The sequence below is a fragment of the Facklamia sp. P13055 genome (assembly GCF_050409445.1).
Classification (GTDB): Bacteria; Bacillota; Bacilli; order Lactobacillales; family Aerococcaceae; genus Facklamia.
On the sequence record NZ_JBNUPL010000004.1, the window covers coordinates 1 to 25,629 of the forward strand.

27 protein-coding genes are annotated in these 25,629 nt (G+C 35.4%); 6 read left to right on the forward strand and 21 right to left on the reverse strand.

Annotation, left to right across the window (positions count from 1 at the left end; all coding sequences use genetic code 11):
• Positions 1-68: 68 nt before the first annotated feature.
• The 11 genes from ACQV2O_RS02325 to ACQV2O_RS02375 all read right to left on the reverse strand — a co-directional run bounded on the left by ACQV2O_RS02325 (position 69) and on the right by ACQV2O_RS02375 (position 8,373).
• The gene (locus ACQV2O_RS02325; protein ID WP_428874878.1) at positions 69-779 is read right to left on the reverse strand and encodes a YdjY domain-containing protein; all 711 of its coding nucleotides are present in this window, start codon (positions 777-779) and stop codon (positions 69-71) included.
• Positions 780-798: 19 nt separating this feature from the next.
• Positions 799-1,185 carry a hypothetical protein gene (locus tag ACQV2O_RS02330; protein ID WP_428872798.1) on the reverse strand — a complete coding sequence of 129 codons (387 nt, stop codon included), beginning with the start codon at positions 1,183-1,185 and terminating at the stop codon, positions 799-801.
• Between the two features lie 20 nt (positions 1,186-1,205).
• Positions 1,206-2,108: a nucleoside hydrolase gene (locus tag ACQV2O_RS02335; RefSeq protein WP_428874879.1), complete on the reverse strand. Its 903-nt coding sequence runs from the start codon at positions 2,106-2,108 to the stop codon at positions 1,206-1,208.
• A gap of 6 nt (positions 2,109-2,114) precedes the next feature.
• A complete protein-coding gene (locus ACQV2O_RS02340; protein ID WP_428874880.1) occupies positions 2,115-2,801 on the reverse strand; it encodes a TVP38/TMEM64 family protein in 687 nt (228 codons plus the stop codon).
• Positions 2,779-3,468 (reverse strand): TVP38/TMEM64 family protein, encoded by a 690-nt coding sequence (locus ACQV2O_RS02345; RefSeq protein ID WP_428872794.1) that lies wholly within the window; start codon positions 3,466-3,468, stop codon positions 2,779-2,781. The genes ACQV2O_RS02340 and ACQV2O_RS02345 overlap by 23 nt, the downstream gene beginning before the upstream one ends.
• A gap of 48 nt (positions 3,469-3,516) precedes the next feature.
• Positions 3,517-4,194 carry a TlpA family protein disulfide reductase gene (locus ACQV2O_RS02350; RefSeq protein ID WP_428874881.1) on the reverse strand — a complete coding sequence of 226 codons (678 nt, stop codon included), beginning with the start codon at positions 4,192-4,194 and terminating at the stop codon, positions 3,517-3,519.
• A 10-nt stretch (positions 4,195-4,204) separates the two neighbouring features.
• Positions 4,205-4,858, reverse strand: a complete 654-nt coding sequence (locus ACQV2O_RS02355; protein WP_428874882.1) for a cytochrome c biogenesis CcdA family protein — start codon at positions 4,856-4,858, stop codon at positions 4,205-4,207.
• A 127-nt stretch (positions 4,859-4,985) separates the two neighbouring features.
• The gene (locus ACQV2O_RS02360; protein WP_428872790.1) at positions 4,986-5,708 is read right to left on the reverse strand and encodes a glycine/sarcosine/betaine reductase selenoprotein B family protein; all 723 of its coding nucleotides are present in this window, start codon (positions 5,706-5,708) and stop codon (positions 4,986-4,988) included.
• Positions 5,709-5,720: 12 nt separating this feature from the next.
• A complete protein-coding gene (locus tag ACQV2O_RS02365; protein WP_428872789.1) occupies positions 5,721-6,401 on the reverse strand; it encodes a TIGR04283 family arsenosugar biosynthesis glycosyltransferase in 681 nt (226 codons plus the stop codon).
• Positions 6,398-7,915 (reverse strand): TIGR04282 family arsenosugar biosynthesis glycosyltransferase, encoded by a 1,518-nt coding sequence (locus ACQV2O_RS02370; RefSeq protein WP_428874883.1) that lies wholly within the window; start codon positions 7,913-7,915, stop codon positions 6,398-6,400. Before ACQV2O_RS02370 ends, ACQV2O_RS02365 begins: the two co-directional genes overlap by 4 nt.
• Positions 7,915-8,373 (reverse strand): hypothetical protein, encoded by a 459-nt coding sequence (locus ACQV2O_RS02375; RefSeq protein WP_428874884.1) that lies wholly within the window; start codon positions 8,371-8,373, stop codon positions 7,915-7,917. The genes ACQV2O_RS02370 and ACQV2O_RS02375 overlap by 1 nt, the downstream gene beginning before the upstream one ends.
• A 168-nt stretch (positions 8,374-8,541) precedes the next feature.
• Between ACQV2O_RS02375 and ACQV2O_RS02380 the strand changes: the two genes are divergently transcribed.
• Positions 8,542-9,258, forward strand: a complete 717-nt coding sequence (locus ACQV2O_RS02380; RefSeq protein WP_428872786.1) for a rhodanese-like domain-containing protein — start codon at positions 8,542-8,544, stop codon at positions 9,256-9,258.
• A gap of 54 nt (positions 9,259-9,312) precedes the next feature.
• Here ACQV2O_RS02380 and ACQV2O_RS02385 read toward each other — a convergent pair whose 3' ends face one another.
• From ACQV2O_RS02385 to ACQV2O_RS02405, 5 genes are all read right to left on the reverse strand, one after another.
• A complete protein-coding gene (locus ACQV2O_RS02385; RefSeq protein ID WP_428874885.1) occupies positions 9,313-10,353 on the reverse strand; it encodes an ABC transporter ATP-binding protein in 1,041 nt (346 codons plus the stop codon).
• Positions 10,354-10,363: 10 nt separating this feature from the next.
• Complete coding sequence (locus ACQV2O_RS02390; protein ID WP_428874886.1) at positions 10,364-11,158, reverse strand: ABC transporter permease; 795 nt, start codon at positions 11,156-11,158, stop codon at positions 10,364-10,366.
• Entirely contained in the window at positions 11,148-12,056 is a 909-nt protein-coding gene (locus tag ACQV2O_RS02395; RefSeq protein WP_428874887.1) for an ABC transporter permease, read from the reverse strand. Before ACQV2O_RS02395 ends, ACQV2O_RS02390 begins: the two co-directional genes overlap by 11 nt.
• A gap of 1 nt (position 12,057) precedes the next feature.
• Complete coding sequence (locus ACQV2O_RS02400) at positions 12,058-13,284, reverse strand: ABC transporter substrate-binding protein (RefSeq protein WP_428874888.1); 1,227 nt, start codon at positions 13,282-13,284, stop codon at positions 12,058-12,060.
• 74 nt (positions 13,285-13,358) lie between these two features.
• A complete protein-coding gene (locus ACQV2O_RS02405; protein ID WP_428874889.1) occupies positions 13,359-14,438 on the reverse strand; it encodes a sulfurtransferase in 1,080 nt (359 codons plus the stop codon).
• Positions 14,439-14,637: 199 nt separating this feature from the next.
• Between ACQV2O_RS02405 and ACQV2O_RS02410 the strand changes: the two genes are divergently transcribed.
• The 3 genes from ACQV2O_RS02410 to ACQV2O_RS02420 all read left to right on the forward strand — a co-directional run bounded on the left by ACQV2O_RS02410 (position 14,638) and on the right by ACQV2O_RS02420 (position 17,509).
• Complete coding sequence (locus ACQV2O_RS02410) at positions 14,638-15,786, forward strand: aminotransferase class V-fold PLP-dependent enzyme (protein WP_428874890.1); 1,149 nt, start codon at positions 14,638-14,640, stop codon at positions 15,784-15,786.
• Between the two features lie 104 nt (positions 15,787-15,890).
• Positions 15,891-16,817, forward strand: a complete 927-nt coding sequence (locus ACQV2O_RS02415; RefSeq protein ID WP_428872777.1) for a selenium metabolism-associated LysR family transcriptional regulator — start codon at positions 15,891-15,893, stop codon at positions 16,815-16,817.
• 89 nt (positions 16,818-16,906) lie between these two features.
• Positions 16,907-17,509 carry a TVP38/TMEM64 family protein gene (locus ACQV2O_RS02420; RefSeq protein WP_428874891.1) on the forward strand — a complete coding sequence of 201 codons (603 nt, stop codon included), beginning with the start codon at positions 16,907-16,909 and terminating at the stop codon, positions 17,507-17,509.
• Between the two features lie 43 nt (positions 17,510-17,552).
• Here ACQV2O_RS02420 and ACQV2O_RS02425 read toward each other — a convergent pair whose 3' ends face one another.
• From ACQV2O_RS02425 to ntdP, 5 genes are all read right to left on the reverse strand, one after another.
• Positions 17,553-17,921 carry a Spx/MgsR family RNA polymerase-binding regulatory protein gene (locus ACQV2O_RS02425; protein ID WP_428874892.1) on the reverse strand — a complete coding sequence of 123 codons (369 nt, stop codon included), beginning with the start codon at positions 17,919-17,921 and terminating at the stop codon, positions 17,553-17,555.
• Positions 17,922-18,044: 123 nt separating this feature from the next.
• Complete coding sequence (locus ACQV2O_RS02430) at positions 18,045-18,950, reverse strand: YitT family protein (protein WP_428872773.1); 906 nt, start codon at positions 18,948-18,950, stop codon at positions 18,045-18,047.
• A gap of 133 nt (positions 18,951-19,083) precedes the next feature.
• The gene (gene glmS / locus ACQV2O_RS02435) at positions 19,084-20,874 is read right to left on the reverse strand and encodes a glutamine--fructose-6-phosphate transaminase (isomerizing) (RefSeq protein ID WP_428874893.1); all 1,791 of its coding nucleotides are present in this window, start codon (positions 20,872-20,874) and stop codon (positions 19,084-19,086) included.
• Between the two features lie 300 nt (positions 20,875-21,174).
• A complete protein-coding gene (gene pulA / locus ACQV2O_RS02440; RefSeq protein WP_428872769.1) occupies positions 21,175-23,061 on the reverse strand; it encodes a type I pullulanase in 1,887 nt (628 codons plus the stop codon).
• A gap of 108 nt (positions 23,062-23,169) precedes the next feature.
• Positions 23,170-23,715, reverse strand: a complete 546-nt coding sequence (gene ntdP, locus ACQV2O_RS02445; RefSeq protein WP_090289229.1) for a nucleoside tri-diphosphate phosphatase — start codon at positions 23,713-23,715, stop codon at positions 23,170-23,172.
• A gap of 204 nt (positions 23,716-23,919) precedes the next feature.
• Between ntdP and ACQV2O_RS02450 the strand changes: the two genes are divergently transcribed.
• Together ACQV2O_RS02450 and ACQV2O_RS02455 are read left to right on the forward strand one after the other, a co-directional pair.
• Positions 23,920-25,059, forward strand: a complete 1,140-nt coding sequence (locus tag ACQV2O_RS02450) for an LLM class flavin-dependent oxidoreductase (protein ID WP_428874894.1) — start codon at positions 23,920-23,922, stop codon at positions 25,057-25,059.
• Positions 25,059-25,625, forward strand: coding sequence for an NADPH-dependent FMN reductase (locus ACQV2O_RS02455; protein WP_428872767.1), 567 nt, complete (start codon positions 25,059-25,061; stop codon positions 25,623-25,625). Before ACQV2O_RS02450 ends, ACQV2O_RS02455 begins: the two co-directional genes overlap by 1 nt.
• The last annotated feature ends 4 nt before the right edge of the window (positions 25,626-25,629 follow it).

The window sequence follows — 25,629 nt, forward strand, 5'->3', positions numbered from 1 at the left end:
TTGTTTAAACAACGTTTATAGTGGTTTTTCGGTTTGAGACTTATGATACAGCCCCCTCCAATGAATTATTATTCTGCTTCAGCTTTTTCGTTTGATTCAACTTTCTTATCTTTACTATCCTCTTTGTGGATTGAATAAGTAATGATTACCGGAGTCCCTTCTTCTGGTAAAATCTCACCATTTCCTGAAAACGCTACTTCCCCTCTTTTTTCAACGGCCCCGTAGGTATAAGTAGCATTTGAAATAAGTCCGACTGGGCATGAATCTAAACAAGTGATACAACCTGTATGTTTATCATGGGCACGCCCTTTATTTCCACCAAAGCGGAATTCAAAGTCATTGCCATTAGAATCAATAATTGTTTCACTTAGGTTGTATTCTTTTTCAGCACCTTCCCAAGTTACTTTAATATCCATTAAATCCCCTGCAACATGCGTTTCTTCCGCATTTTCAGCCGTCATATTATCGCCTGGTTCTGCCCCGATTTCTATTAAAGCTTCATAGAATTTATTTTGATTAGCAGTTGTTCCGAATACCGATTTTCCACCAAAATTACCATCATCGAAGACCACGGCATGACGGGTAGATGTTTCTAAGTATTTTCCATTTACGTAAGCATATATCGAAATGGTGCCTGCTTCCTTATCGACCACCATCGGGTTTTCCTCTGTCGGTAAATTTGCAGGAGCATCTTCCTTTGCAAGTGTTGGGACAGATAAAGATAAAACGGTAACGAAGGCAAAGACAAGTGTCATTAATTTTTTAATCATTTTGTTCATATTATTCATCCTTTCAAAATTAAACTTGCTGACTTTTTAGCTTTCGATCTTTCAACCAAAAGTAAATCATTAAAAGAGTCATGACTATCATCAAAATTAAAGTAATCATTTTAATTTGACCTATCTTCATATCTAAAAAAAACATATCGCGAACATTATAATAAAAAATATTAGGTGATTTAACAAGCATTAAAGTAACGACACTAATAAGTCCTAGGAAGTAAGTTATTGGTTTTATCTTGAACAAAAAACTTACCATGATAAATAGAACAAAAACTATCCAACACAAAACCCAAGTATGCACTCGCATTTCTAACCATACCCAATATGACATTAAAGCGCTTGCTAGAAGAGCAAAAATAAACCCTGAGCAAATTGCTATTAGTAAATTATGCCATTTGAACATCCAAAAACCTCCTTTGCTATTTAATCTTCCAATTTAACATTTAGCCAGCGCTGAAATAAATTCTTTCGTATTTGATCTGCCTTTTTAACAACAGGGGTATTAATTAAAGCTTTTTTTAAAGGTCTAGAGCTTGAGTAAGGACTGAAATCAAAATCTTCCGCTATTAAAGAACCCATTGAGAGACTATTAACAGAAACATTAAAAGAAGTCCATTGATCCTCAAATAATTCAGGATTTACTAAATAGACCGCTGCTAATGAATCCCAATTATAAAAGCCTTTAATACCATACTCATCTTCATTATCGACAAACCAAGGTTCTGCATAGTTTTGAATTAAATGAGCAATGGCCGATTGTTGGTTAGAAAAAGCTTCTTCATATTCTGATCGAGTAAATAAAAGATCTAAACAGTGATTAGCTGTTAAAATAGAAACATTTCTTCCCTTAGTTAAAACGGTAAAAGCAGCCTGCGGATCAATGGAAAAGTTCATTTCTCGCATTTCTTGCTTGTCAAAGATCAACGGCTGAGTAATCCCACCCATTAAGACAAGTTGTTTAACTTTTTTGAAGAAATTACTGTCTCTTAGATAGGCCCCTTGCAAGTTGGTCATTGAACCGACTGCAATAATGATTAACTCATCTTTATATTTATTAGCCAAATCTACCAATAGCTGGCTTGCTGGTGTTAAATAATCAGCTGTTTCACTTGCACCTTTTGCATAAGGAATTGAATGAAGGCCAAGTTTGCTTATTAATTGACGGGTCGATTGGTCTACTTGCTCAATGGTCGAATTCCCAAATGTCGAAGTGATACCCACTATAGCGACTTCTGGACTCCCTAATAAATACATCAGCGCCAAACCATCATCAATGTCGCGATTGGGTGTGAAAAAAGTATTATCAAAATCAATTAAAACTTTCATTATCCCTTATTCCTCCTCATCTACTTCAAGCTTTTGGGCTACTTCTGGATTTTTCTTCTTAATAAATTTCCCTAAAAAGGCTGTGCCGAATACTAGTAAAGCCACTAATATTATTGATAGTGAAAAAGAGGCATCACTAGGTTCTAAAGCCTTATCGCCAACATTTACAAAAATAAATGTCCCCGGCAAAATGCATATGAGAGAAATCCAAAGATAGTCCCAGAATGAGATATCCGTTAAGCCAAAAGCATAGTTTTCAACATTATAGGGAATTACAGGCATAATTCGAGCCAATGCAAGAACTAACTTTAAATGTTGGTTATCGGTGGTCAATATCCCTTTGGAACTAGGATATCTTTTAAATAAAAATTTTTGTGCCGGTTGCCTAAATAAATAGCGCGAAATTAAAAACATGAAAGTTAGATTCAAAGCCGCACCTATAAAAGTCAAGATGGAGCCTAACCATAATCCAAATCCCATACCTCCAGCAAAAGCTAGGAAAGGAACAGGGAAAAACCCCATCGGTAAGAAAACCCAAAGTAATACATAAATCCATTTTGCAGAAGACCCTGATTGTAAGATTATTTCTCGTACACGCTCGGTTGAAAAATTTAAGGTCAGCCAGATAGTTAAAGCTACTAAAGCAATCACTAAGCAAACCTTAAACCATTTACTTAGCTGCTTTTTTTGCATGGCGTTCATTATAAATCGATTTAACAATATAAATGACAATTGTTACAGCAAATAGTGACATTAATCCAATAAATAATTGTTTACCGCCACCACCGAAGTTTTGTCCAATATAAGAATAAACAAGAGTAGCCGGTAATTGACCGATTCCGGTTGCTAAAAAGAATGGCCAGAATTTCATAGAAGTTAAACCAGCTGCATAAGAGACTAGGTCAAAACTAACAAATGGTAATAAACGGCAAACTACAATGGTGTACTTTCCATATTTTTCAAAAAACACATCTAAAGATTTCAAGGCTGTTTTACTGGTAATCTTGGCAACTGCGTCGCGTCCCAAAATTTTAGCAATGTAAAAGCATAAGGTCGCTCCAGCCATTGAAGATGTCCAAGACAATACCGCTCCCCAAAACCATCCAAAAATGGCAGCATTAGATAGAGTGATTAAGAAAGCAGGAATGGGTGAAAGAATCGATTGCAAAATCATCAAGAAAAAGGAAACACCAGCAGCAACATTTCCGTAAGAACGAATATAAGCAATTGTCTCTTCTAAATTAACTGCTTTCATGGCTGAAATAGACTCGTTAATAAATGACTGCACCGAGGGAATAAAGAGATAAGATAAAAGTGATAATACAAGTACAACAATCACTGCCAATTTATTTTTTTTCATAAGAACCTCCTAAATATTAAACTCCACCACCATCAAAATTTTACATTTTTATAACAATTCCTCGATTTGCTCTAGTAATTGCTTTTCATTGATTAGGCCAATATGATGGTATACTACCTCTCCTTCTTCATTTATAAAAATAGTAGCGGGCAAAAAGGTAGCTTGTAGGGACATCATGGTTGAAAAGTTAACATCATAGAATACAGGAAGAGTCAAATTAAGGTCTTCTAAATATTCGTTCACTGCTTCTTTAGTTTCGCCAGGTTGCGAATTAGTGGCATTGATCATATAAAAATCAATATCTTCTTGGTAATCTTCCCAAGCCGTTTGAAAATAAGGCATTTCTTTTTTGCATGGTGGACACCAAGTTGCCCAAACATTAACAACCATAGGTCGACCAAAATTTTCAGATAAAGTCATTGATTTATCTACTTGATCTTTAATCCTTACACTATCTACATTAAGATGACCATATCGATCTTGTTTTTCTTCATTTGTGCTATTAAGCTGACTACTTTCTTCCCTTGAAGTTTGAAGAGATACTTCTTTTCCTTCAATAACCTCTTCGCTTGTTTTGTTAAATGTTAAATCGATCTCATTGACAGTTTCCTGAATTGTTTCTTTTTTATCGATAGATAAACTTTGATCTTGAACTTTGTTATAAATAAAGCCCCCCAGACCTATAATAACGATTAAAAGCAAACCATACGTTAATAACTTTTTCATTGTATTCCTCCTAGACTAGTTGTAGTAAAAGCGTTTCTAAGATGCCTGATATTGTTAATAAACCGAAAAGGATTAAAAACCAGCCTGAAGATAGATTGACTAAGTGATAATGTTCCTTGATAAATGTAAGGACTTTTTTACTTTCATCTACCAATAATGCAGACAGAATGAAAGGAATACCTAAACCTAAACAATAGCTAATTATAAGCAAAAATGAAGTCCAGCTAGTAGCGACACTGGCTATATAAGTTAATGCAGAAGCCAAAAATGTTCCAACACATGGCGACCAAGAAATGGCAAAGACTAGACCAAATAAATAAGGATTGGCCACATAGGAACCTCGCGAATGAGGCCTTAACTTAGTCATTAGCTTTTGACCATTAAGATAATCGACACCCATAATAATCATAATGCTTCCTGCGATAAAGTTAACGACTTGTCGGTGCATCATAAAAAAGGATCCTACAGTGGACACAAAAAGACTTAATAAGATAAATATCGTAGAAAATCCTAACATAAATAAAATTGCTTTAATGAGGGTTTGTTTAGTAGAGCTCTCCCCTTCACTGCCTGCAAAGAATGCAATATAAAGTGGAAGCATTGGCAGTAAGCAAGGAGAGACAAAAGTCATTAATCCCTCGATAAATAATAATAGATAGTCCATATTTTTAAGCTCCTTTCTCACAAAGATTATCATGCCATTGGAGTCATTCAACTAAAAGTAATCACGCTAGTATAAATAAATTAATTATTTGAAAGTAAGCCGCTATTCGCATTATGTGATTGAATAATTAAGCTTTTTTAAAAGGTCTTATCTCCTCTGCCCCACCTGATACAGCAAAATCTAAGAATTGATCCATAACTTGCCAATGCTTAATAGAATCATTCGCCTCTCCAAAAGTTAAACCTAAAGGAAAATCAATGGTAAACATTCTAGGTGGTCTCGATTTGGCTGCCACTTTAGGTAAGTGCATAATTGAAGCGGTACGGATCCCTTGCTTTTCTACTTCTCTTTGGATTAGCCCAACGGACTGATGGCAAATATATCAGCCAGGAGAAAGGAGTACCAAATCTACTTGATCTTCAACTAACTGACGGGCAATCGCAGGTGCTGTTTCATCAATTAGTAAATTTACTTTTGGTATATAACCCATTAGGCCATAATGGCGCGGTGCAACAGAGCCGATTTTGCCCTTTGTTGCCATCTCTTGAAGCATCTGTATGGGAAAGACACAGTTTAAATCTTCATCTGCCGGTCCATGATCATAATGATCATGAGTAATCATAATATTTTCCACCCGACTATCCCCAGGAATCATTCGGAAAGTATGATCTCCCTTAATATTAAAAGGGGCATCGCTTTTCAAATGGGTTCCTGCTGTTGTGATAAATGCTACCCTACACTCTGAAAGAGGTTTAGTTAATTCAACATTAGAGGGGGCTTCATCGATGGTAACCACCATTCTTTTGGCTATGGCTGCAATGATATTTTCTTTAATACTTCTCTTTTTCATTCGAATCCCCTTCTACGAATAATAGACTTGAGTGATTGCTTTCATTGAGTAACCCTTACGAAATAGATACTGGCAATATTGCATCTTAAGAAGTGTTCTAAAGACACCTTTTTCTTTAAAACGACGGTCCGAGGTATAAATGAACTGATCTGCTACAACTAATTCTTCACCCTTAGCCTTGTTTCGTAAAAATAAATCATAGTCTTCCATTAAAGATAAAGCATGAAAACCTCCTAGTTCCCAATAGTAATCTTTTGTCATAAAAATCCCTTGATCACCGAAAGCTATCTGTCGATGTTTAAGTCGCCAATTTGATCCATAAGCAATCGCTCTTAGCCATAAATTATCTGTTTGAAAGTCTAATGGAAAAGCTCCAATCTTTCCTTTCAGCAGACTACTCAGGATGACCTTTTTTGGAGAACGTTTAAAGTAGCTATCTGCATGTAAGAATAAAAGATAGTCTCCTTTGGCCTTTTTAGCCCCTACAGCTAATTGACTACCACGACCCTTTGGACCATTCAGGACTTTATATTGATTTTCGCTAATAAATTCTTGAGTTCCATCTTCACTACCACCATCTACAAACAGAATTTCAATTTCTTCGTCCTTTAAATGCTGTAGATGCTTTAAAGTTTGAGGTAAAATTTTTCTTTCGTTATAAACTGGAATAATCACACTGATCAAATAATTCATAAGGTAATATCCTCCAACTTTTCAATATAAGCTTTAATTTCTTGTAAGAAAACAGGGCTAATAAAGCGGGAGATGGTTTCAAAAGAGTGGTCATTTGACTTAACTTTTTGTGCTTCTAAATATTGAACATAAGCCATCGAACACCAAGTGACTCCTCTTAAACAAGTAAAATGAAGATATTGTTTAAGCTTATCTTTATTAATTTTCACCTGGGAGGACTTATCATACTCTTTAATGAAAGCGGAGATTTGCTCATATGAAAGTAAGTGGTCTGTTTTCCATAATGTGGTTGTGGGAGCTAGAAAATGAGCGATATCTTGTTCCCTCTCACCAACCAAAGGCTTCTCCCAGTCAATTAAATAGGAATCACCTTTAGAATTAATCAAAAAATTGTGTGAATTAAGTTCTGTATTAATAACGCAAGGATTGCTTAATTTATTATTGAACGAATATTTTTTCAGACCTGCCATCAATGCATCGATTAGATCAATAACCTCAAGATCTCTGCCCTTCCATTTTTGATAATGACTATACATGTCAACAAATTCCTGATACATCAGTTGGAAGGGATTATTAGCCTTAATAAGATGAGGAATGGTCTGGCTATCTACACTATGGATTCTAGCCAAAATATTAGCAGCTTTGGATAAGTCCTTTTGATAGTCTAAGGGATGACCGGGGAGGTATTCTTCAATTAAATAACCCTTACCTAACAACTTAGTATGAGGCTGGCATTGATATACCTTCGGCACAACCCCTGAAGAAGCCAAACCCTTCAGTGCTAAGTATTCATATTCAATTTGATTGTCTAAATTCATTTGCGAACCTAAAGCAATCCTAAAAATCTTTCTGCCCTTATCAATTAGAAAGTTGGCATTATATTCCCCCTGATTAAAATAAACTGCATCTGGATCTCCTGATAGATAACGCACCACATCTTCCCGCGTGTCTAGGTCACGAATGGTTTCTGTCAACGCATAGGAAAGTTTTGCTGCAGAAACTTTATTGATCGTCCTTTGGCATACTTCATCGTGTGAATAATTCTCTAAATCAAAAAGAGACTTAGAGAACAAACGGCTGGCTATAATGCCATAACCTCCATCTAAGGTAGGAGCTAAAACAACATCTTCAGTGTCTAGCATGTCAATCATTTGCTCAACCAAAGATTGCTTGATGTCAACTAGATCACAGCCTAATAAAAGAACTTTATCATAGCCACGGTTAAAAATTTGCTGCATGGCTCGCGACATTCGTTCTCCTAAATGAGCTGTTTCAAGCTGGCCGAATATCTTATCACTATCAATAGCTAAGTATTTTTGAATGGCTAATTTTTGATCAGCAGGTGCTACAAAAAGAAAGATGTCTGCATCCACCTTACAAATTTCTTTGTAAGTTTGTTGTAAAAGGTGAATCGATAGATGGTGAATATCTTCCTTAGGTAAAAACCCTTGTAATCTAGTTTTGTTATATCCAATTAAAGGTAATTTGACAAAATAAATAATTGCAGTCGACATTATATGGCTCCTATCTTAATTTCGCATTCTTTAGTCTGAGGATGGAATAAAAAAATTAATAAACAACCTATCAAATTTCCAACTCCTAAAAGTGGTAATCCTACTAGGAAATACGGATACATAATTAAAAGACTTTTATCTGTAAAAAAGCTCATAATAATTAGTTCAGACAGAGAAACGATCAACAGTATCGCCCAATGTGTTTTCCAAGAAAATTGATAACAAAATTGAATCCAGCTTTTAGTTTTAAATAGAGCAATAATAGCAATTAAAATAATGAAAATAGCTACAACATACCAAATCCAATGATAGTTTTCAGCAAACCAAAACTGATTAAATTGAAATTCTCGATAATACACATGGCGATAGAGTCCTATCCGCTTACTAGCATATTCATTCACAAAAAAACCACCTGTGACTATTAATATTTCAATCGCCCAATATATTTTACTTAACATTTTGGACCTCCTCTTATAACCTTGCTCATTATAACATACAGCTACTTTTTTTGAATGAATGTTTTATTGATATTACTAATAAATAGCCCGTATTTATTTAATAAGTCTATTTGTGATTAGATGACCATTTTAATAAAATAAAGACATCAAAATAAAGGAGTGGGTATAATGCAAAAAACACTTTTAAAATCTTTAAAACTTATTGTCACTTTTGTAGCAGTTTTTGCTTTGGGTCTTTCGAACGTTTACGCCCAAGCTGAGATAATGACAGGCGAAGAACTTGAAAAAATCCAACTAGATAAAAAGAAAAAGGAAAAATATTTGGTAATTGATGTCCGACCTGAAGAAGACTATGCAGAAGGACATCTTTCACATGCCATTAATATCCCTTTAGATCAATTAGAAGAACAATTAGAACGATTAGAAGACTACCAAAAGATGCCAATTATTGTTTATTGCAACACAGGTAATAAGTCTGCAGAAGCTGCTAATCTTTTAATCGATAATGGCTTTGAAGATGTTAAAGATGCTGTAGGGGTTAAAGACTTTGAATATACTTTAGTAACTTATGAATCTATCTTGCCAGATACCTTCATTGAAGCAGCCGAAGCAGGCAAAACCATTTTCATTGATGCACGTGATCTTAAAGACTTTGAAAAAGCAAGTGTAGAAGGAGCCATTCATGCTTCAGTTGATAAGCCAGAAACTGTTTTAGAACAATTACCTGAAGACAAAGAAGTTGAAATTATTACTTTCTGTTATTCTGGTAATAAATCCGCTCAAATAGCTAACTTCTTAACCGAAAAGGGCTATACTAATGTCAAGAATTCTCTAGATGGTACAAAAGAAAATAAAAAAATTCCAATTATTGAAAAAGCTTCATAAACGATTGTAAGCAAAAAGCCCAACTTATAATTGGGCTTTTTCTATTTAAATCTATCATTCAAAACTAATAATATCTGCATGATTAACATAAAGCCAATATTTTTCGCCTACTTTATAATCTTTTAATGACTGGTGCAAGACATTGACACTCCATTGTTCACTTGAATTGATTAATTGAAATTTTAAATCTACATACTCTGGGTATTCAAAAAAATGGGTTAGTTTAGCAGGGAAAATGAGACTGGAAGAGGAAAATAAACGTTCTGTCTTAACTTCCACACGAATTGGTCTGACAAAAATTTCTTTGCCAATATAGTCTTTTAATTTAACATTAAAATCCATCTCTAACCAGTCTTTTCTACTTTCTTCAATAACTTTTAAACGGTTCAACACTCCAAAGAAACTACCCACATATTCATTTTTAGGATGATCAAAGACATTTTTAGGATAATCCACTTGCACTAAATTACCCTCATGCAGAAAAGCGATACGATCAGCAAATTGTACCGCTTCTCGCTTATCATGTGTCACTAAGATGGTTACCAGCCCTTTTTTAACATGTAAGTTATGTACTAACTGGCCCATCTCCCTTCTAAGAGGCTCATCGAGTCCGGAAAAAGGCTCATCCAACAAAAGAACCTGAGGTTCATTGGCTAAGGCTCTTGCGAGTGCTACCCTTTGTTGTTGACCACCTGATAGTTTATGGATGGAAGAAGCTTGTAAACCAGGTAAATGCACATCATTCAATAAAGATGCTACCCGCTCATCGATCTCTTTAGCTTTCATTTTCTTTAACCTCATAGGAAAAGCAATATTTTCTTTAACGTTATAATGCGGAAAAAGTCTTAAATCTTGAAAAACCACCGAAACTGGACGGGAATGACTTGGTTCTTTCATAATAGAAGTTTGATTAAGTAAAATATCTCCCTCAGCATTTTCAATTAGTCCAGCTAGTGTTTTCAAAAAAGTAGTTTTTCCAGATCCAGAAGGCCCAAGTAAAGCTAAATACTCTCCTTTTTTAACTTCAAGATTAAGATCTTTTAAGACTTTGTTATGACCCAAACTCACTGATATATTTCTAATGATTAAAGACACGGTTCACCTCCTAATAATAGTCGAATTTTTCATATTTACTTTGATATAAATTGGAAAGCCAAGAGAGTAGTCCCATAACTAAAAAGCTAATAATTAAAAAGAACAAAGCGTATATGCTAGCAATTGTACGATCGTTTCTTTGTAAATAAGGAAAAATAATTACTGATAGGGTTTGAATCTTCCCCCCACCTATCATTAAAGTCAGGAAATACTGACTAAAAGAAACAATGAATGACGTAGCCAAACTGGTCGCAAGAACAGGGAGCAGCAGTGGAAAAGTTATTTTCCAGAATGCTTTCAACTTATTTGCTCCTAATACCCATGCTTGCTCTTCTAAATGAAGGCCAACCGCATGGTAGGCATCAATCACTAAGTATGAAGCATAGGGTAAGGAATAAATCAAATGGGCTAATATCACGCCCCAAAGCTTATTAGCCCAGCCCCATTCAAACATTTTTTGATGAATACCTGTAGCAAAAACAATCACAGGAATTAGAAAAGGTAGGGCGATAGTCAACTGAATAAAATTCTTAAAGAAGCCTTTAGCCATTACCGTCGCTCTAGCAGTCATTAAGGCAATCAAAGATGACAGCATGGCTACACATGACGAAATAAATACTGAAGATAGTATAAGTGTTAGTAATTGATTAGGTTGCCGTACCAGATTTTCAAACCCTCTTAGGGACAAATTGTGCGGGATCAAATGAGGCCATGGCCAGCGAGCAGTAAATGCCCAGATTAATAAAATACTAATTGGCAAAAAAATAACTATAAATATTAAGAAATGAATAGTCTTACGATACATCTCGACCCACCTTTTCTTCACTGAATAGTTGTTTCTTTAGTTGTGGATAAAATGCTATCAGATAAATTACTACAACGGCCATCAAACTAATGAGTATTAAAATTCCATTATATGCCATTGCCAAAGGACGTTGGCTTAAATCAGGATGCATATATGCTTGATAAGCTGCAATTGGTAATGCCTTAGGTAAAGTTGGTCCTAATAAAGCTGCTAGCTCGTAGGAACCAAAAGCGTACATAAATATAATGAAAAAGGCAGCTAAGATTGTGTTTTTTGATAAGGGTAGCACAATCTTAATAAAACTTTGTAAGCGACTGGCTCCAAGCGTCTGTGCAGCTTCGCCAAGTTTATTATTGATTGAACTTATTATAGGATAACAATAAAATAAAACAAAAGGAATTTCTTTCCACATAAAAGAAAAAATAATGCCCCAACCATTTGGTTGAAACATTAATGCATCAAACCAAGCTTGGGCATTTGAAATTCCCATTGCAAATAAAATTCGTGCAAATATTCCGGTTCGTCCAAACAGTTGTAAAGTAAACAGTGCGACCACTAAATGAGGAACAATTATAGGAATTTTTACTAGCGTCTGTTGCCATCTACTTAATTTTTCTTGAACAAGCCAAAAGTAAGCCCAAGCTAGACCCATAATCGTTGAAAGAAAAGCTGAATAAAAAGCAATTTTCAATGAAAAAAACACTGATTGCTTAAATTGTTTATCATTTAATAAATCTTGATAGTAAGTCAGACTGAACTCATTTAAATTTAAAGAAGGAATGTATCCAAAAGACTGCACTATTCCAATCATTACACCTAACAGTAAAAACAAACTTAAAATGAACTGAGGCATAAATAAGAGAACTGCATAAAAACGCTTCTTCTTCGTAAGCTCCATTTTATTTTCCTGCCACTTCATCTAGCCAAATTTCTTCGATCAAAGGCACTAATTGTGCGGGCATTTCTGGCAGTCGCTTAGATAAAAGTTGTTCTTGTGGTATTATCCCCTCGCCAATTTCTACTTCCTCAAAGTCTGCTTTTAATTGATCATTTAATTTATCATTATCGATTACTGGAATTAGACCGAGGTGTTCGTATTTTGATAATTGCATTTCTGGCGATAGCATTTCATTTATTGCTACCATAGCGGCTGCTTTGTGTGATGCATTTTTACCAATTGCTATAAAGTTAGTATTACCTATTGTGCCCTTTTCAAAAACAAATGATTGGGCAGTCGATGGATACATTCCCTGTTCAATTGATCGAGCAATTTCATAAGCGTTATAGTTGATATGAAAAGCAACTTCTCCATCCATAAATAAATTGTTTAAGGCAGGACCATCGCTTGGATAAGTTTTCCCCTCACTCCATAAATAAGGAGCCAATTCATTTAAGTAATCCAAAGCCGGTTGAATGAGAACTTTCAGCTCTTCTTTATCTGTTTCCATCTTTTGAAATTCTTGATAATCAACAAATTCATAGATAATATTCCGAACAAAAGCGGAACCGGTAAAATCTGGCAATGCCGGATAAGTAAAGCTTCCAGGATTTTCTTTTACGTATGCTAACAAGGATTCAGCATCTGTAGGAGTTTCTTTAGTTACTTCTGAATCTTTAATTAAAACAAGCTGAGATTTTGAGTAAGGAGCTTCAAAACCTTCAATTGGATAGCCAAAATCCTGATTGTTTTCTATATCTTCTATATCTAGAAATTCTTGATAATTTGGTAAAATTTCTGTGAATGGACCATATAAGAGTTCATTTTCTCGAGCAGATTTAAAATTCTCGCCATTGATCCAAATCATATCCATTTCACTTTCGCTAGTTTGAGCTTGCTTCTCACTCACTAATTGACTCAAAATTTGATCGATATCCATCGGAATACGGTTTAACGTAATATCATATTTTTCTTTAAGTCTTGGTCCATATACTTCATCTAACCACTGGTTAAGCTTTTCATCGCCGCCCCATCCATAAAAATTAACTTCACTTCCTTTTGCTTGCTCTACTATTTCTTCAAAAGATAAGTTGTTTAATGGGCCTCCCTCATTGGCAAAAACATATGTAGTATTGACTATTAAACTGGTTATAACAGCTAAACTTAATAATTTTAGAATTTTTTTCATTAATATTCTCCTTAATAAAAAGCATGCTCGTCGTCAATGGCGAGCACGCTTCCTTGTATTTTTGAAGATGCTTTCTAATTGGTTTCTTTTCCTTCTTCTAAATCTCCAACTGTTTTATATTTTACCGAATCTGATTGAGGATCACCAATTTGAACTTCCAAATCATCATTCATTTGCCATTCATTCCATCCACCATCAAACATGGTAACATCTAAACCCCGCTCATACATCAACAAGAATGGAAGGCTAGATCTCCAACCAGTTCCACAATAAAAGGTTAAATCATTTTCAACATCAAAACCTTCTTCTTGCCAAAAAGCCAAAATCTCATCGAAGCTTTTATTTGTACCGTCTTCATTTTTAAAATCTTCCATTCCTGAACTATTAGCTTCTCCAGAGCCCCTCAATAATGGACGTCCCCAAACTGCTCCTTTAGGTTCTCCCGCTTTAGGAATATAAGAGTATCCTGATTCTATACCTAACCATTCATTTTCAGAACGTAGAGAGACTAAGCGAAAGTTGTCATTATTAGCTAAAGCATCCACAGTATCATCTAAAGATATAAGATATTCAGAATGAGCAGGCACTTCGACTCCAAATTCTTTAACAGCTGCAGGGACCACTTCACCTTCTTCTATTTCGTAACCTGCTGCTTCCCAAATAGCTAAGCCGCCATCTAGAATTTTAACGGATTCAACTCCTGTGTACAATGCAGCATAAGCTACACGGTCTACACCTGTATCAGGTCCATATAAAATCAACGTCGTATCTTTATCAATCCCATATTTTAATAAAGATTCTTCAATTTCTTCGGCAGATCGCAAATTCCATACAGGACCCTCTTCAACCGAATCCGTATTAATATGAATCGCTCCAGGCAAGTGTTTTCTCAAATAATCTGGACTTGCATCGGCTTCGCCCCAAGTGACTTCCGCCAATACATATTTTTCAATGTCTGAATTACCATCTAAGACATTTTTAATCCATTCTGCATCAACATAAACTTGTTTGGCCGGATCGACAGGGTATTGCTCCTCACTTGAAGCTTCGGTAGTGTTTTCTTCAACTTCATCTTCAGCATTAATTCTAGCAAATGGTTGCATAAGCCCAACAAATAATACAGTCAACATCAACCATGAAAACATTTTTTTCATAAGACACCTCCTTATATATATTTTTTTACTGGCTAATCATATCACTTCAAATATGCACCGACAAGCTTTGTTAGAACAGCCTTGAGCATTTATCAGAATAACTGATGAAAGCGATATCAATTCAAATTAACCATGAAGGCCCTTATCTATTAAGATATAATGGGAATGATAATATAAATTTTAAAGAGGAGAAGATCTTATGATTTATTTAGATAATGCAGCCACTTCCCTAAATAAACCTCAAGTAGTCATTGACGCGGTCATTGACGCCATTCAGCATTCTGGCAATGCTGGCAGAGGTTCTTCGGATTCAGCCATGCAAGCTTCTCGAAGCATTTTTCAAGCCCGTCAATCTTTGAATCAATTGATTAACGGCAAAGACCCTCGGCAAATAATTTTCACTCATAACGCTACAGATAGTTTAAATACAGTTATTAAAGGATTATTTAAGAAAGGTGACCATGTTATTACGACTGTCATGGAACATAATTCCGTTCTAAGACCTCTCTATGAACTAGAAGAAAATGGTCTTGAACTGACTATTTTAGGCATCAATTCGAAAGGAATTATTGATCCGGCAACAGTAAATAATACCATTCAAAGCAACACTAAAGGAATGGTCATCACTCATGCTTCCAATGTTACTGGTGACATTAATCCGATCAAGGAAATCACTCAAATTCTACACCAACACAATCTTTTAGGTATTGTAGATGCCTCACAGACAATTGGCTGTATACCTATCGACGTAGAAGCTTTGGACATAGATGTTCTTTGTTTTACAGGACATAAAAGTCTTTTAGGTCCGCAAGGAACTGGTGGTATATATGTTCACCCAGATGTAGAGATTCATCCACTAAAATCAGGTGGAACAGGCATTGATACCTTTAGTCATCATCAACCTCTTGATTACCCCTCACGCTTAGAAGCCGGAACTTTAAATAGTCATGGAATTGCTGGTCTTGCAGCAGGTGTAAATTATTTAATTGATTATGGAGTGAATAAAGTAAGAGATTATGAAAGGAATCTCTTAAACATCTTTTATAAGGAACTTCAATCCATTCCCCAAATAAAATTTTACGGTCATTTTAATCCTACTGTAGACCGCTGTGGAATTCTTTCAATTAATCTAGGCGATTTTGACTCGGCCATCGTAGTTGAAGAACTGATTGACCGAGCTGAAATTATAACACGAGGTGGTGGTCACTGTGCTCCTTTAATGCATGAAGCATTAGGAACCAAGGAACAAGGAGTTGTGCGATTCTCACTATCGCATTATACGAAAAAAGAAGACCTCATGGTCGCCGTTGAATGTCTTAAAGACATTCAAAAAGATCTATTTGAGTAATTTTAAACGATTCGACAATTATTTATTATTTTTTCTAATAAATACCTCTCTCACCTTAAAATCAAAAATAAATATTAAATCGATATCAGAAAGTAGTGACTTTTGTGGAATTAAAACAAATCCAAACCTTTATAACAATAGTAGAATGGGGTAGTTTTTCAGAAGCTGCTAACCAACTCTACCTCTCTCAACCAACTGTCTCTTTGCACATTAAACAATTGGAAAATGAATTAGGCATCGAATTAATTTCACGCACAACTAAAAGCCATGAATTAACTACCCAAGGACAGGAATTTTATAAGTACGCACAATCCTTATTAAAAATGTCACGTAACATTGAAACCACCTTTTCTCAAAGAAACAACCATGAAATCACAATCGGTGCCTCATCCATTGCTGCTTCTTATCTTCTTCCGTTAGCTCTTTCGGAATTTGCCAAAGATAATAAAGAGATGCGGGTCTCCCTTCACCAAAGTGATACCATTGATATTATTAATGATATTGCCCTAGGGTCTTTAAATATTGGTATTGTTGGCTCTCAATCGATGAATAGTAACTTGACTTTTGAGAAGCTCTTTTCGGATAAATTAGTCATTGTTACCCCTTATAATCAAGAATTCATACAATATAAAGAAACAGCTTATCCAATTAAGAAGATCTTAGAAAAACCTTTCATTACTCGCGAGGAAGGTTCAGGAACACTTAAAGAATCAGCATTGATACTGAGAGAGTTGGATATCGATCCACTCAAACTGAATAAAGTTTTTGAAGTAAATAATAATGAAACGATAAAACAATTTATTAAGTTGGGGGTTGGGATTTCCATTCTATCAGAGCTAGCTGTTCAGCCTGATGTGAAACATAAAGAAGTTTTAACCTTCGATATTGAAGGAGTGAATTCTATACGAAACTTTTACTTGGTTTATCGTAAAAATACACACCTTCCTGAATCCGTTAAAAACTTTATCAATTATATTCGTAACTATCAATTATCGGTTGAACCTTTTCAGTCCGATCAATCAATTAATTAAGACTTAAGTCTGTCTGATTTTGGTTAATTTTCATCTATGATTGTCATATCATCAACATATGTTAAAATGTTTTTGAGGAGTGTGACCCGATGGATGAAAAAAGACAAATTTTAACCCGAAAATGGATGCATTTCCTCAATATTTTGGGACTCATAATTACTTTCATATTAGTTATGTGGGGAATTCAAGCAGGTGTTTTTACCGACGAGAGAAAAATGCTAGTAATGATTAAAGGTTTTGGCTTTTGGGCGCCCTTGATTTTTATTATCATTCAGATAGCTCAAACCATTATTCCAGTTATGCCGGGAGCGATTACTATTCCCATTGGAATCTTAGCCTTTGGTCCCTTTTGGGGTTTCGTCCTCAATTTGTTACCCATCTATCTCGGATCTTGGGTCAACTTTTGGATTGGTAGAAGATATGGAAAACCTACTGTCCGAGCCATACTCGGTGATAAGTCTTATGGTAAAATGATCAGACTTTACGAAAGAAAAAACATGGGAAATTGGCTTTTTACTTTTTTAATGTTTTTTCCCTTCTCGCCAGCTGATATTCTCTGTTATGGAGCTGGAATCACTACTATGACTCGCAAGTACTTCATTTTATCCTTGCTATTTGGCAAACCTGTTTCCTTAGCTTGTTATGGTTTTGGAACAACTTATATTTTACATTGGTTAACATCATTCTTTTAAAAAAGAGGCTATCACTATATAGTTGATAACCTCTTTTTATGTTTTAAGCTTTGTTAATTTCCCACACTCGGTTAATTATTTTTAAATTAGAACCACTACTTGCCTTTTCTTTTTCAATTAAAAATGGTCTTTTAATTAGCATACCGTTTTTACTCATTAGCTTTAAAACTTCTTCAGAAGACATACTATCTAAACGGTCTTTTAATTTCATATCTCGGTAGACCTGTCCAGAAGTATTTAGCATTTTGCGAATATTGCCATCTGTCGATTGATAAGCCACTTTTAATTCCGAAAGAGAGGGGGGATTGTCGCGAATATCTTCTATCTCAGTCAATTCCAAACCATTTTCCTGCAAATACTTCATAATCTTGCGACAAGTTGAACATTGCTTTAAACCATATACTTTAATCATCATTTTCCCTCCGTCATTCATAAAAGAATACATAGCATAATTAGCTCACAGTATTATAAAATTGACTCTAATTTTTATCTCGTCCAAAAAATCGCCTTCCAATTTTGAAGACGAGTTCTTTTATTATTCATCGTAAAAACGGCGATTTTTATTATTAGGATTATAAAAAGTAAATCCTTGTCCAATAACTTCTTGAACATCACTAACTGTAACAAAAGCATTTGGATCAATTGAAGCAATATGTCGCTCTATTTTCACCACTTGCTGTTTAGATACAACAATATATAACACTTCTTTTTCCTTATGGGTGTAATAACCATAAGCTCTGAAAACAGTGATCCCTCTTGCAATTTCTTCGGTAATCATCTGACAAACTTGTTCTGGTTCTTTAGTAATAATTAACATTGCCTTCCGACGACTAAAGCCATCCGTAACAAATTCTAAGGCAGCTGAGGTTAAAAATTTCATAAAGATAGTAACAATAGTGTTTTCAGCACCTATAACAAACCCAGAAGCTAAGACAATTGACATGTTTAATAAAAAGGTAGCTGTGGCAAAATTAATCCCAAGGTATTTCTTTAAAATCATGGCGATAATATCTGTTCCGGCCGAAGAACCATGTCCTTTAAGAATTAATCCTAAACCAATACCCATTACAACTCCGCCTGCCATTGCCGAAATTAGCCGGTTTTCTGAAATAAAAACAGGTGGAAAGACAGTGTTTAAAGCCCAGGAGGTTACAATCATGGCATAAATTGTAAAAATTAACGTACGTTTTTCAAGAAATCGATAACCAATCAATAGAATAAAAGAATTTATAATGAGGTTTGTGGTCCCAGTAGGAATATCCTTGATATATTTTAAGATAATCGCGATACCTGCCACTCCACCATTACCAAAATGATTGGGGATTACAAAACTGTTTACCCCAGCAGCATAGACGAGACAGCCTAAAGTAACCATAAAGATGGAATAGGCAAGTGCCCATGGTTTCACCTGTAGCTGAAGTTTTGAAATTGACGGTTTCATTTATTCGCTCCTAATTTTATATTTCATTATCTATTATAGCGTTTATTCGATTTAAAAAACAGAACCTTCAGATGACTTTTTAATTAAATTTCTGTGGATAAAACCTCAGTCATTTCTCATCTTTTTTTATAAATTACTCCACCGTTACCGATTTAGCTAAATTACGTGGTTTATCTACATCAAGCCCCCGTTCAACAGTTGCTAAATAGGCAATCATTTGGCAAGCAACCACACTCACAATTGGAGTTAAGAGCGGATGCACAGATGGAAGAACAAAGTCTCCTTCACTTGCGTATGGTTCACTTGCTATTACAAACGTTTTGGCTCCGCGCGCTTTCACTTCTTCTAAACTAGACCGCGTAATGGAAGCTGTTACTGGGTCAGTTATTAATGCAGTAACAGGCGTTCCCTCTTCTATTAAAGCAATTGTTCCATGTTTTAATTCTCCTGAAGCAAAAGCTTCGGTGTGAATGTATGAGATTTCTTTTAGTTTAAGAGCTGCTTCCATGGCTACTAAATAATCCATATGACGCCCTAAATAGAAAGCATGCACTTTATCTGCAAGTCCATTTTTTACCCAAGAATTTAAAGCATCTTTTTGAGTAAGGACCCTTTCAATGGCTTGAGAAACTAATGATAACTCATGTTTCATTGAGAAATCCTTTTGGCTTGCAAGAACATCTGCTAAAATCGCTAAGACTGTTAATTGAGCTGTATAAGCCTTTGTAGAAGCCACAGCAATTTCCGGTCCTGCATTCAATAAAAGTGTATAATCCGATTCTCTCGAAAGAGTAGATCCCTTGACATTAGTTATAGTTAAAGATGGATAGTTTAATTCATTGACTTTCACTAAAGCTTGTCGACTATCAGCTGTTTCGCCTGATTGAGAAATAAATATAAAGAAAGGTCTTTGACTTAATAGCGGCAAGTGATAAGAAAACTCTGATGAAAGATGAACTTCCACTGGTGTTTTCGCCAAGTCTTCAATCATCACTTTACCTACTAAACCTGCATGATAAGAAGTCCCACAAGCTAAAATATAAAGACGATCCGCTTGCTTAATTTCAGATAAAAGGTCAGCTTCAATAGTAAATTCACTATCTTGATTCTGATAATAAAGAATATTTTTACGAACTACAGCAGCTTGCTCATCCATTTCTTTAAGCATATAGTGCGGATAAGTTCCTTTATCAAGATCACTAGCATCTAAGTCTGCAATATAAGAAGAACGGTCAATGACTTGACCCGATAAGTCCTCAATTAAAATGCCATCCGATTGAATCATCAATAATTCACCGTCGTGAATTTCAATATATTCACTGGTCAAATCAATCGTTGCCATTGCATCCGATGCAATTACATTGAAGTCGTTTCCCATGCCCACTAATAATGGTGATTTTTTCTTAGCAGCATAAAGAGTTGTGGGGTCTTCTTTATCAATTAATCCAATAGCATAAGAGCCTTCTATCAATTGAAGCACCTTTTTTAATGCTTCTTTGGTAGATATTCCTTCTTGTGAGAAGTAAGCAATTAAAGCAACAATTACTTCTGTGTCTGTTTGTGACTTTAATGATACTTCACTTAAGTAAGTTTTCTTTAAGTCTAAATAGTTTTCAATCACACCATTATGAACTAAAGTAAAGCGATCAGAATTAGATTGATGGGGGTGAGCATTTTCTCTATTAGCAGGACCGTGGGTTGCCCACCGTGTGTGACCAATACCAATACTAGAGTTAAATTCTTGATTTACTGCCCTTTCAAGGTCGGCAATTCTACCTTTCTCTTTAAAAAGATGACCCCTACCTTCTTGATCTAAAAGATAAAGTCCGGCCGAATCATAACCACGGTATTCTAATTTTGCCAATCCATCAAGTATAATTCTTTGTACATTTCCTTCACCAATAAATCCAACAATTCCGCACATAAAATACGCCTCATTTCTTTCAATATTTTATGCTTTCGGTGCATAGAATAGACTCTGTCCAAGTTCTCGCGATCTTGTTTTAACTATTCTTAAAGACTGCACAGCCTTGAGTCATCCGCCGAAAATTCGATAAACTCATCCTCGTCACCTATTTCAATAGGTCTGGCGCTATCCAATTTTAGTCTCCTTTTATATTTTCTGAAAGCCTATTAAACTTACACTAAGCACGACTAAATGTCAAAAACTTCACACAAAAAAGCGTAAGGATTAAAAGGATCTTCACGCTCTTTTGAATTATATTTATTTTGTTCTCTTTTTTAAACGTTTAATAACCGTCGTTGAATATGGAAGCAAATTAATCGATTTAATTTGATTAAGATATTCATTTTCTTCAAGATCAACAACATCATCGTAAACTAACATCGTATAATTGCCTAAAGGAACATTAAAGTGCGCATATTCTTCACCACCATTAAACATTAACAAGAGATCATAGCTTTTACCGGCATAACGAACCGCCATGATTTGGTCTGAAGCTTGAATTACTTCTGTCGAACAGCGTAAGCTCTCATAGCTAGTTTGGCGTAGAAGAGGCTCTTCTTTTCTTAATTGAATTAAACCCTTTACGAATTCCACCGTTTTACAATGTTGAGTCATTAGAGACCAATCGATTTGATTAATAGCATCTGGTCGGTTATAAGAATCTCTGACTCCTTGCTTGCTTCTTAAAAATTCTTGACCAGCATGAATAAAGGGAATCCCTTGGGCTAGCAAGACTAAAGCCAATCCTAATTGCTGTTTTTTTATAATAATTTCCGGTAGATGATAAGGGTCAGCCATCATTAACCGATCATAGAGTGTATAATTATCGTGTGCTTCACAATATTGAATCACTTGCATGGGATTATTAAATTTTTCAGAATCATAGCGAGCTAGAAAATTATTAACTAGTGGTTCTTCCATGTACCAAGCACCATTAATAAACCCCCTTGCCTCAGGATTAAAATCATTCCCTTTTATAGCCTCTCGGATCCCATCATTAAATTGAGCTATTCTAGGCATTTTATAAGCATTATTTAAATTAGCTTTTTGATCTGGTGGAATGGGACTAGCCATATCCCAACCCTCACCTAAAATAATTATACTAGGGTCAATTGCATCAAGAGCTTCTCGAACAGCTTTTAAACTCTCAATATCATGCAAACCCATTAAATCAAAGCGAAATCCATCGATATGAAATTCACTTGCCCAGTATTGAACAGAGTCTACGATGAACTTTTGCATCATCACACGTTCAGATGCTGTATCATTTCCCACGCCACTGCCATTAGTTAACTGTCCAGATTGGTCATAGCGAAAATAATAGTGCGGGACTGTTAAGTGGAGAGGATGGTTTTCAACTTGGTAGACATGATTATAAACAACATCCATAATGACACGCATCCCTTTTTGATGAATAGCATGAATCATTTGTTTTAATTCTTTAATTCTAACAATAGGATCATAAGGATCTGTTGCGTAAGAGCCTTCTGGAATATTGTAGTTATAAGGATCGTAACCCCAATTATATTCATTTGGTTGCTCAAAGGTTTCATCGATAGAGTCAAAATCGAAAAGAGGTAAAAATTCTAAATGGGTCACTCCCAACTCACTTAGATAGTCTAACCCTGTGGAATCCCCTTCAGGATTTCGTGTGTCGGTTTGAGTCAATCCTAGATACTTTCCTCTATCAGTAATGCCAGATTCGCCTTGAATCGTTAAGTCGCGTACATTCACTTCATAAATAACCATAGCTTCGTCTCGAGGAAAAGACGGCATCCTTTTCGACCAGCCTGCTGGATTGGTTTTTTTCAAATCAACTACGACTGATCTCCTACCATTAACTGTACATGCTCGAGCGTATGGATCGATTGTTTCCTTTTGGCTCCCGTCTTTGAAATCAATACGAAAGCGGTAGGTTGTTTGATGATGGTCCCCTGCTAATTCTATTTGGAATACAGGGCCTTGCTTAACCATGAGGTGTTCATCTTTAACTTGACCATAATAACCTTCAAAAACAATTAATTGGATGGAGCGAGCAGTTGGTGCCCATACTTTAAATACTGTTTTATCAGGTGAATAGATAGCTCCTAATGCACCTAAATATGCCATTTGATCTAATTCTTTAATCCTCTCTTTTGTATACATACCTTCACTCTCTCATCCTTTATTTTAAAAAAAAGCAATAGAATAACGATTTACTATCGCTTCTATTGCGTTTTACACAAAATCTCTCTCAGTGAATTCTACTATTAACTATTTATAACGTTTGCGATGTGACAATTGACAATAACGTTCATACCAAATATCGATAAAGGCCGGATTAAAAGGACCTTTTTTTTCCTCAATCCAACGGACCAGCTCTTGAATGTTATATTTCAAAATGCGATCAATTTCGACTGGATAATTATAACGTCGACTATGTACTTCATACTCATCTAAATCCAACAATCGCTTCTCACCATCTGGAAACATTTTAATATCAAGATCATAATCAATATATTTTAACGCTTCCTTGTCCATAACATATGGAGAGGCAAGATTACAATAATAAGTGACACCTCTTTTACGAATCATCGCTACAATATTAAACCAAAAATGTTGATGGTAATATACAATTGCTGCTTCTCGTGTCACCCATCGACGACCATCTGATTCGATCACTAAAGTATGATCATTGCACCCAATAATAGACTGCTCACTGGTCTTTAAAACCATCGTATCGCGCCATGTTCGATGCAAAGAACCATCGTGTTTATAACTTTTAACAGTAATGAATTCACCTTCTCTGGGCTGCTTCATCACTGAACCTACTTTCTATTGTGTAAATAATTAGCCATTCGGCTATCAACTTTTCCTTGAATATTATATCATACTCGCTTGTCTTTATGGGAGCAAATTTCATTTTATAAGAGAAAGCTTATTCTCTCCTTAAAATAAATTATTTCCTAAAATTCGAGATTTATGCTATAATTTGTTCAATAAAAAAAAGAAAGGAAGCTTATTATGAATTCAAGCACTTCCCCCAAAAAACCACTAGAAATTGGTATATATACTTTAGGTGATCATGTACCTCATCCAATTACTGGCGACCGTATTTCACAAGAACAAAGAGTCAATGAAATTATTCGTTATGGTATTGAAGCAGAAGCGGCTGGCTTAGATCTTTTTAGTGTCGGTGAAAGTCACCAACCTTATTTTACTAGCCAAGCGCATACAGTTATCTTAGCAGCTATTGCTCAAGCAACTTCTAAAATTAAACTTTCTTCTGCTGCAACCATCGTTTCAACTTCAGATCCCGTTCGCATCTTTGAAGATTTTGCTACCCTGGATCTTATTTCAAAAGGAAGAATGGAGATCATTGCAGGACGCGCTTCACGTGTAGGTCTTTTTGATTTATTAGGCTATAATATGCGCGATTATGAAGCCTTATTCGAAGAAAAATTTGAACTTTTACGTCAGATTAATGAAGATTTAATTATAAATTGGGAGGGAGAATTTAGAGCACCTTTGAAGAATGCTTCCATTCTACCTCGACCTTATCAAAATCGTAAACTGACAATTTGGCGCGCAGTTGGTGGCCATCGCACATCTGCTATTCAAGCCGGACGTCAAGGAGCCCCTATCTTCTTAGCACATTTAACTGGACCAGTCGATATTCATTTAGCTAATATTCAGTCTTATCGGGAAGCCTTAGAAGAAAGTGGCTATCAAAGCCAAGATTTCCCTGTGGCAACTGCTGGAATGCTATACGTAGCTGAAACTTCACAAAAAGCCAGACAAGAAGCCTATACTTTCATTTCTAAAGGCTTTACCTTCTCAAATGGTCAAGAATTTCCTAAGCGAGCTTTTGCCCAATCAGAAAACCTTAATGATATTCTTAACGTTGGAAGTCCGCAAGAAATCGTTGAGAAAATTCTCTATCAATATGAAACTTTCGGTATCAGCCGTTATGTGGCTCAAATTGATTTTGGTGGAATTCCTTTCGAACATCTAATGAAGAACTTAGAACTTTTAGAGGCTAAAGTTTTACCCGCTGTTCGCCGCTATACTGGTCAAAAAGCTGCCGATCAAGCTGAGCCAACCGATCACGCTAAATTTAGAGAGACGGTCCAAGAATTGACCAAGGAAAAGGAAGTGGAATAATGAGATTAATTTTACTTTCTGGTTCGAAGATGGGTAGTAAAACTCGCATTGCTATGAACCTCACTAAAGAGATTATTCAAACAAACTATTCAGACTTTGATGTGGAGTTGATTGATCTAGCTGAAAAAGATATTGAATTCGCGGATGGTCATCACTATGTTGAACTTACTGGCGATAGTGCTTATGTTACAAAAGCAATCATGGAAGCTGATGCTATCATAATTGGTAGTCCAATCTTCCAAGCCTCCATCCCAGCCACACTTAAAAATATTTTCGATCTTTTACCACAAAATGCTTTAAGAGACAAGACAGTTGGAATGGTGATTACAGCAGGTAGTCCTAAACACTACTTAATTGCCGAATATCAATTGAAGCCTATACTTTCATATATGAAAGCTATGGTTATTCCTTCTTATGTCTTTATTGAAGAAGCTGACTATCATCAAGGTGAAATAATTAATCAAAACATCCATTACCGTTTAGATGGTTTAATTAAAGATACTTTATTATTTAGCCAAGCTATGGAATTAAAACGCCAAAAAGAAGAAGAAGCCTATGACTTTTAATAAT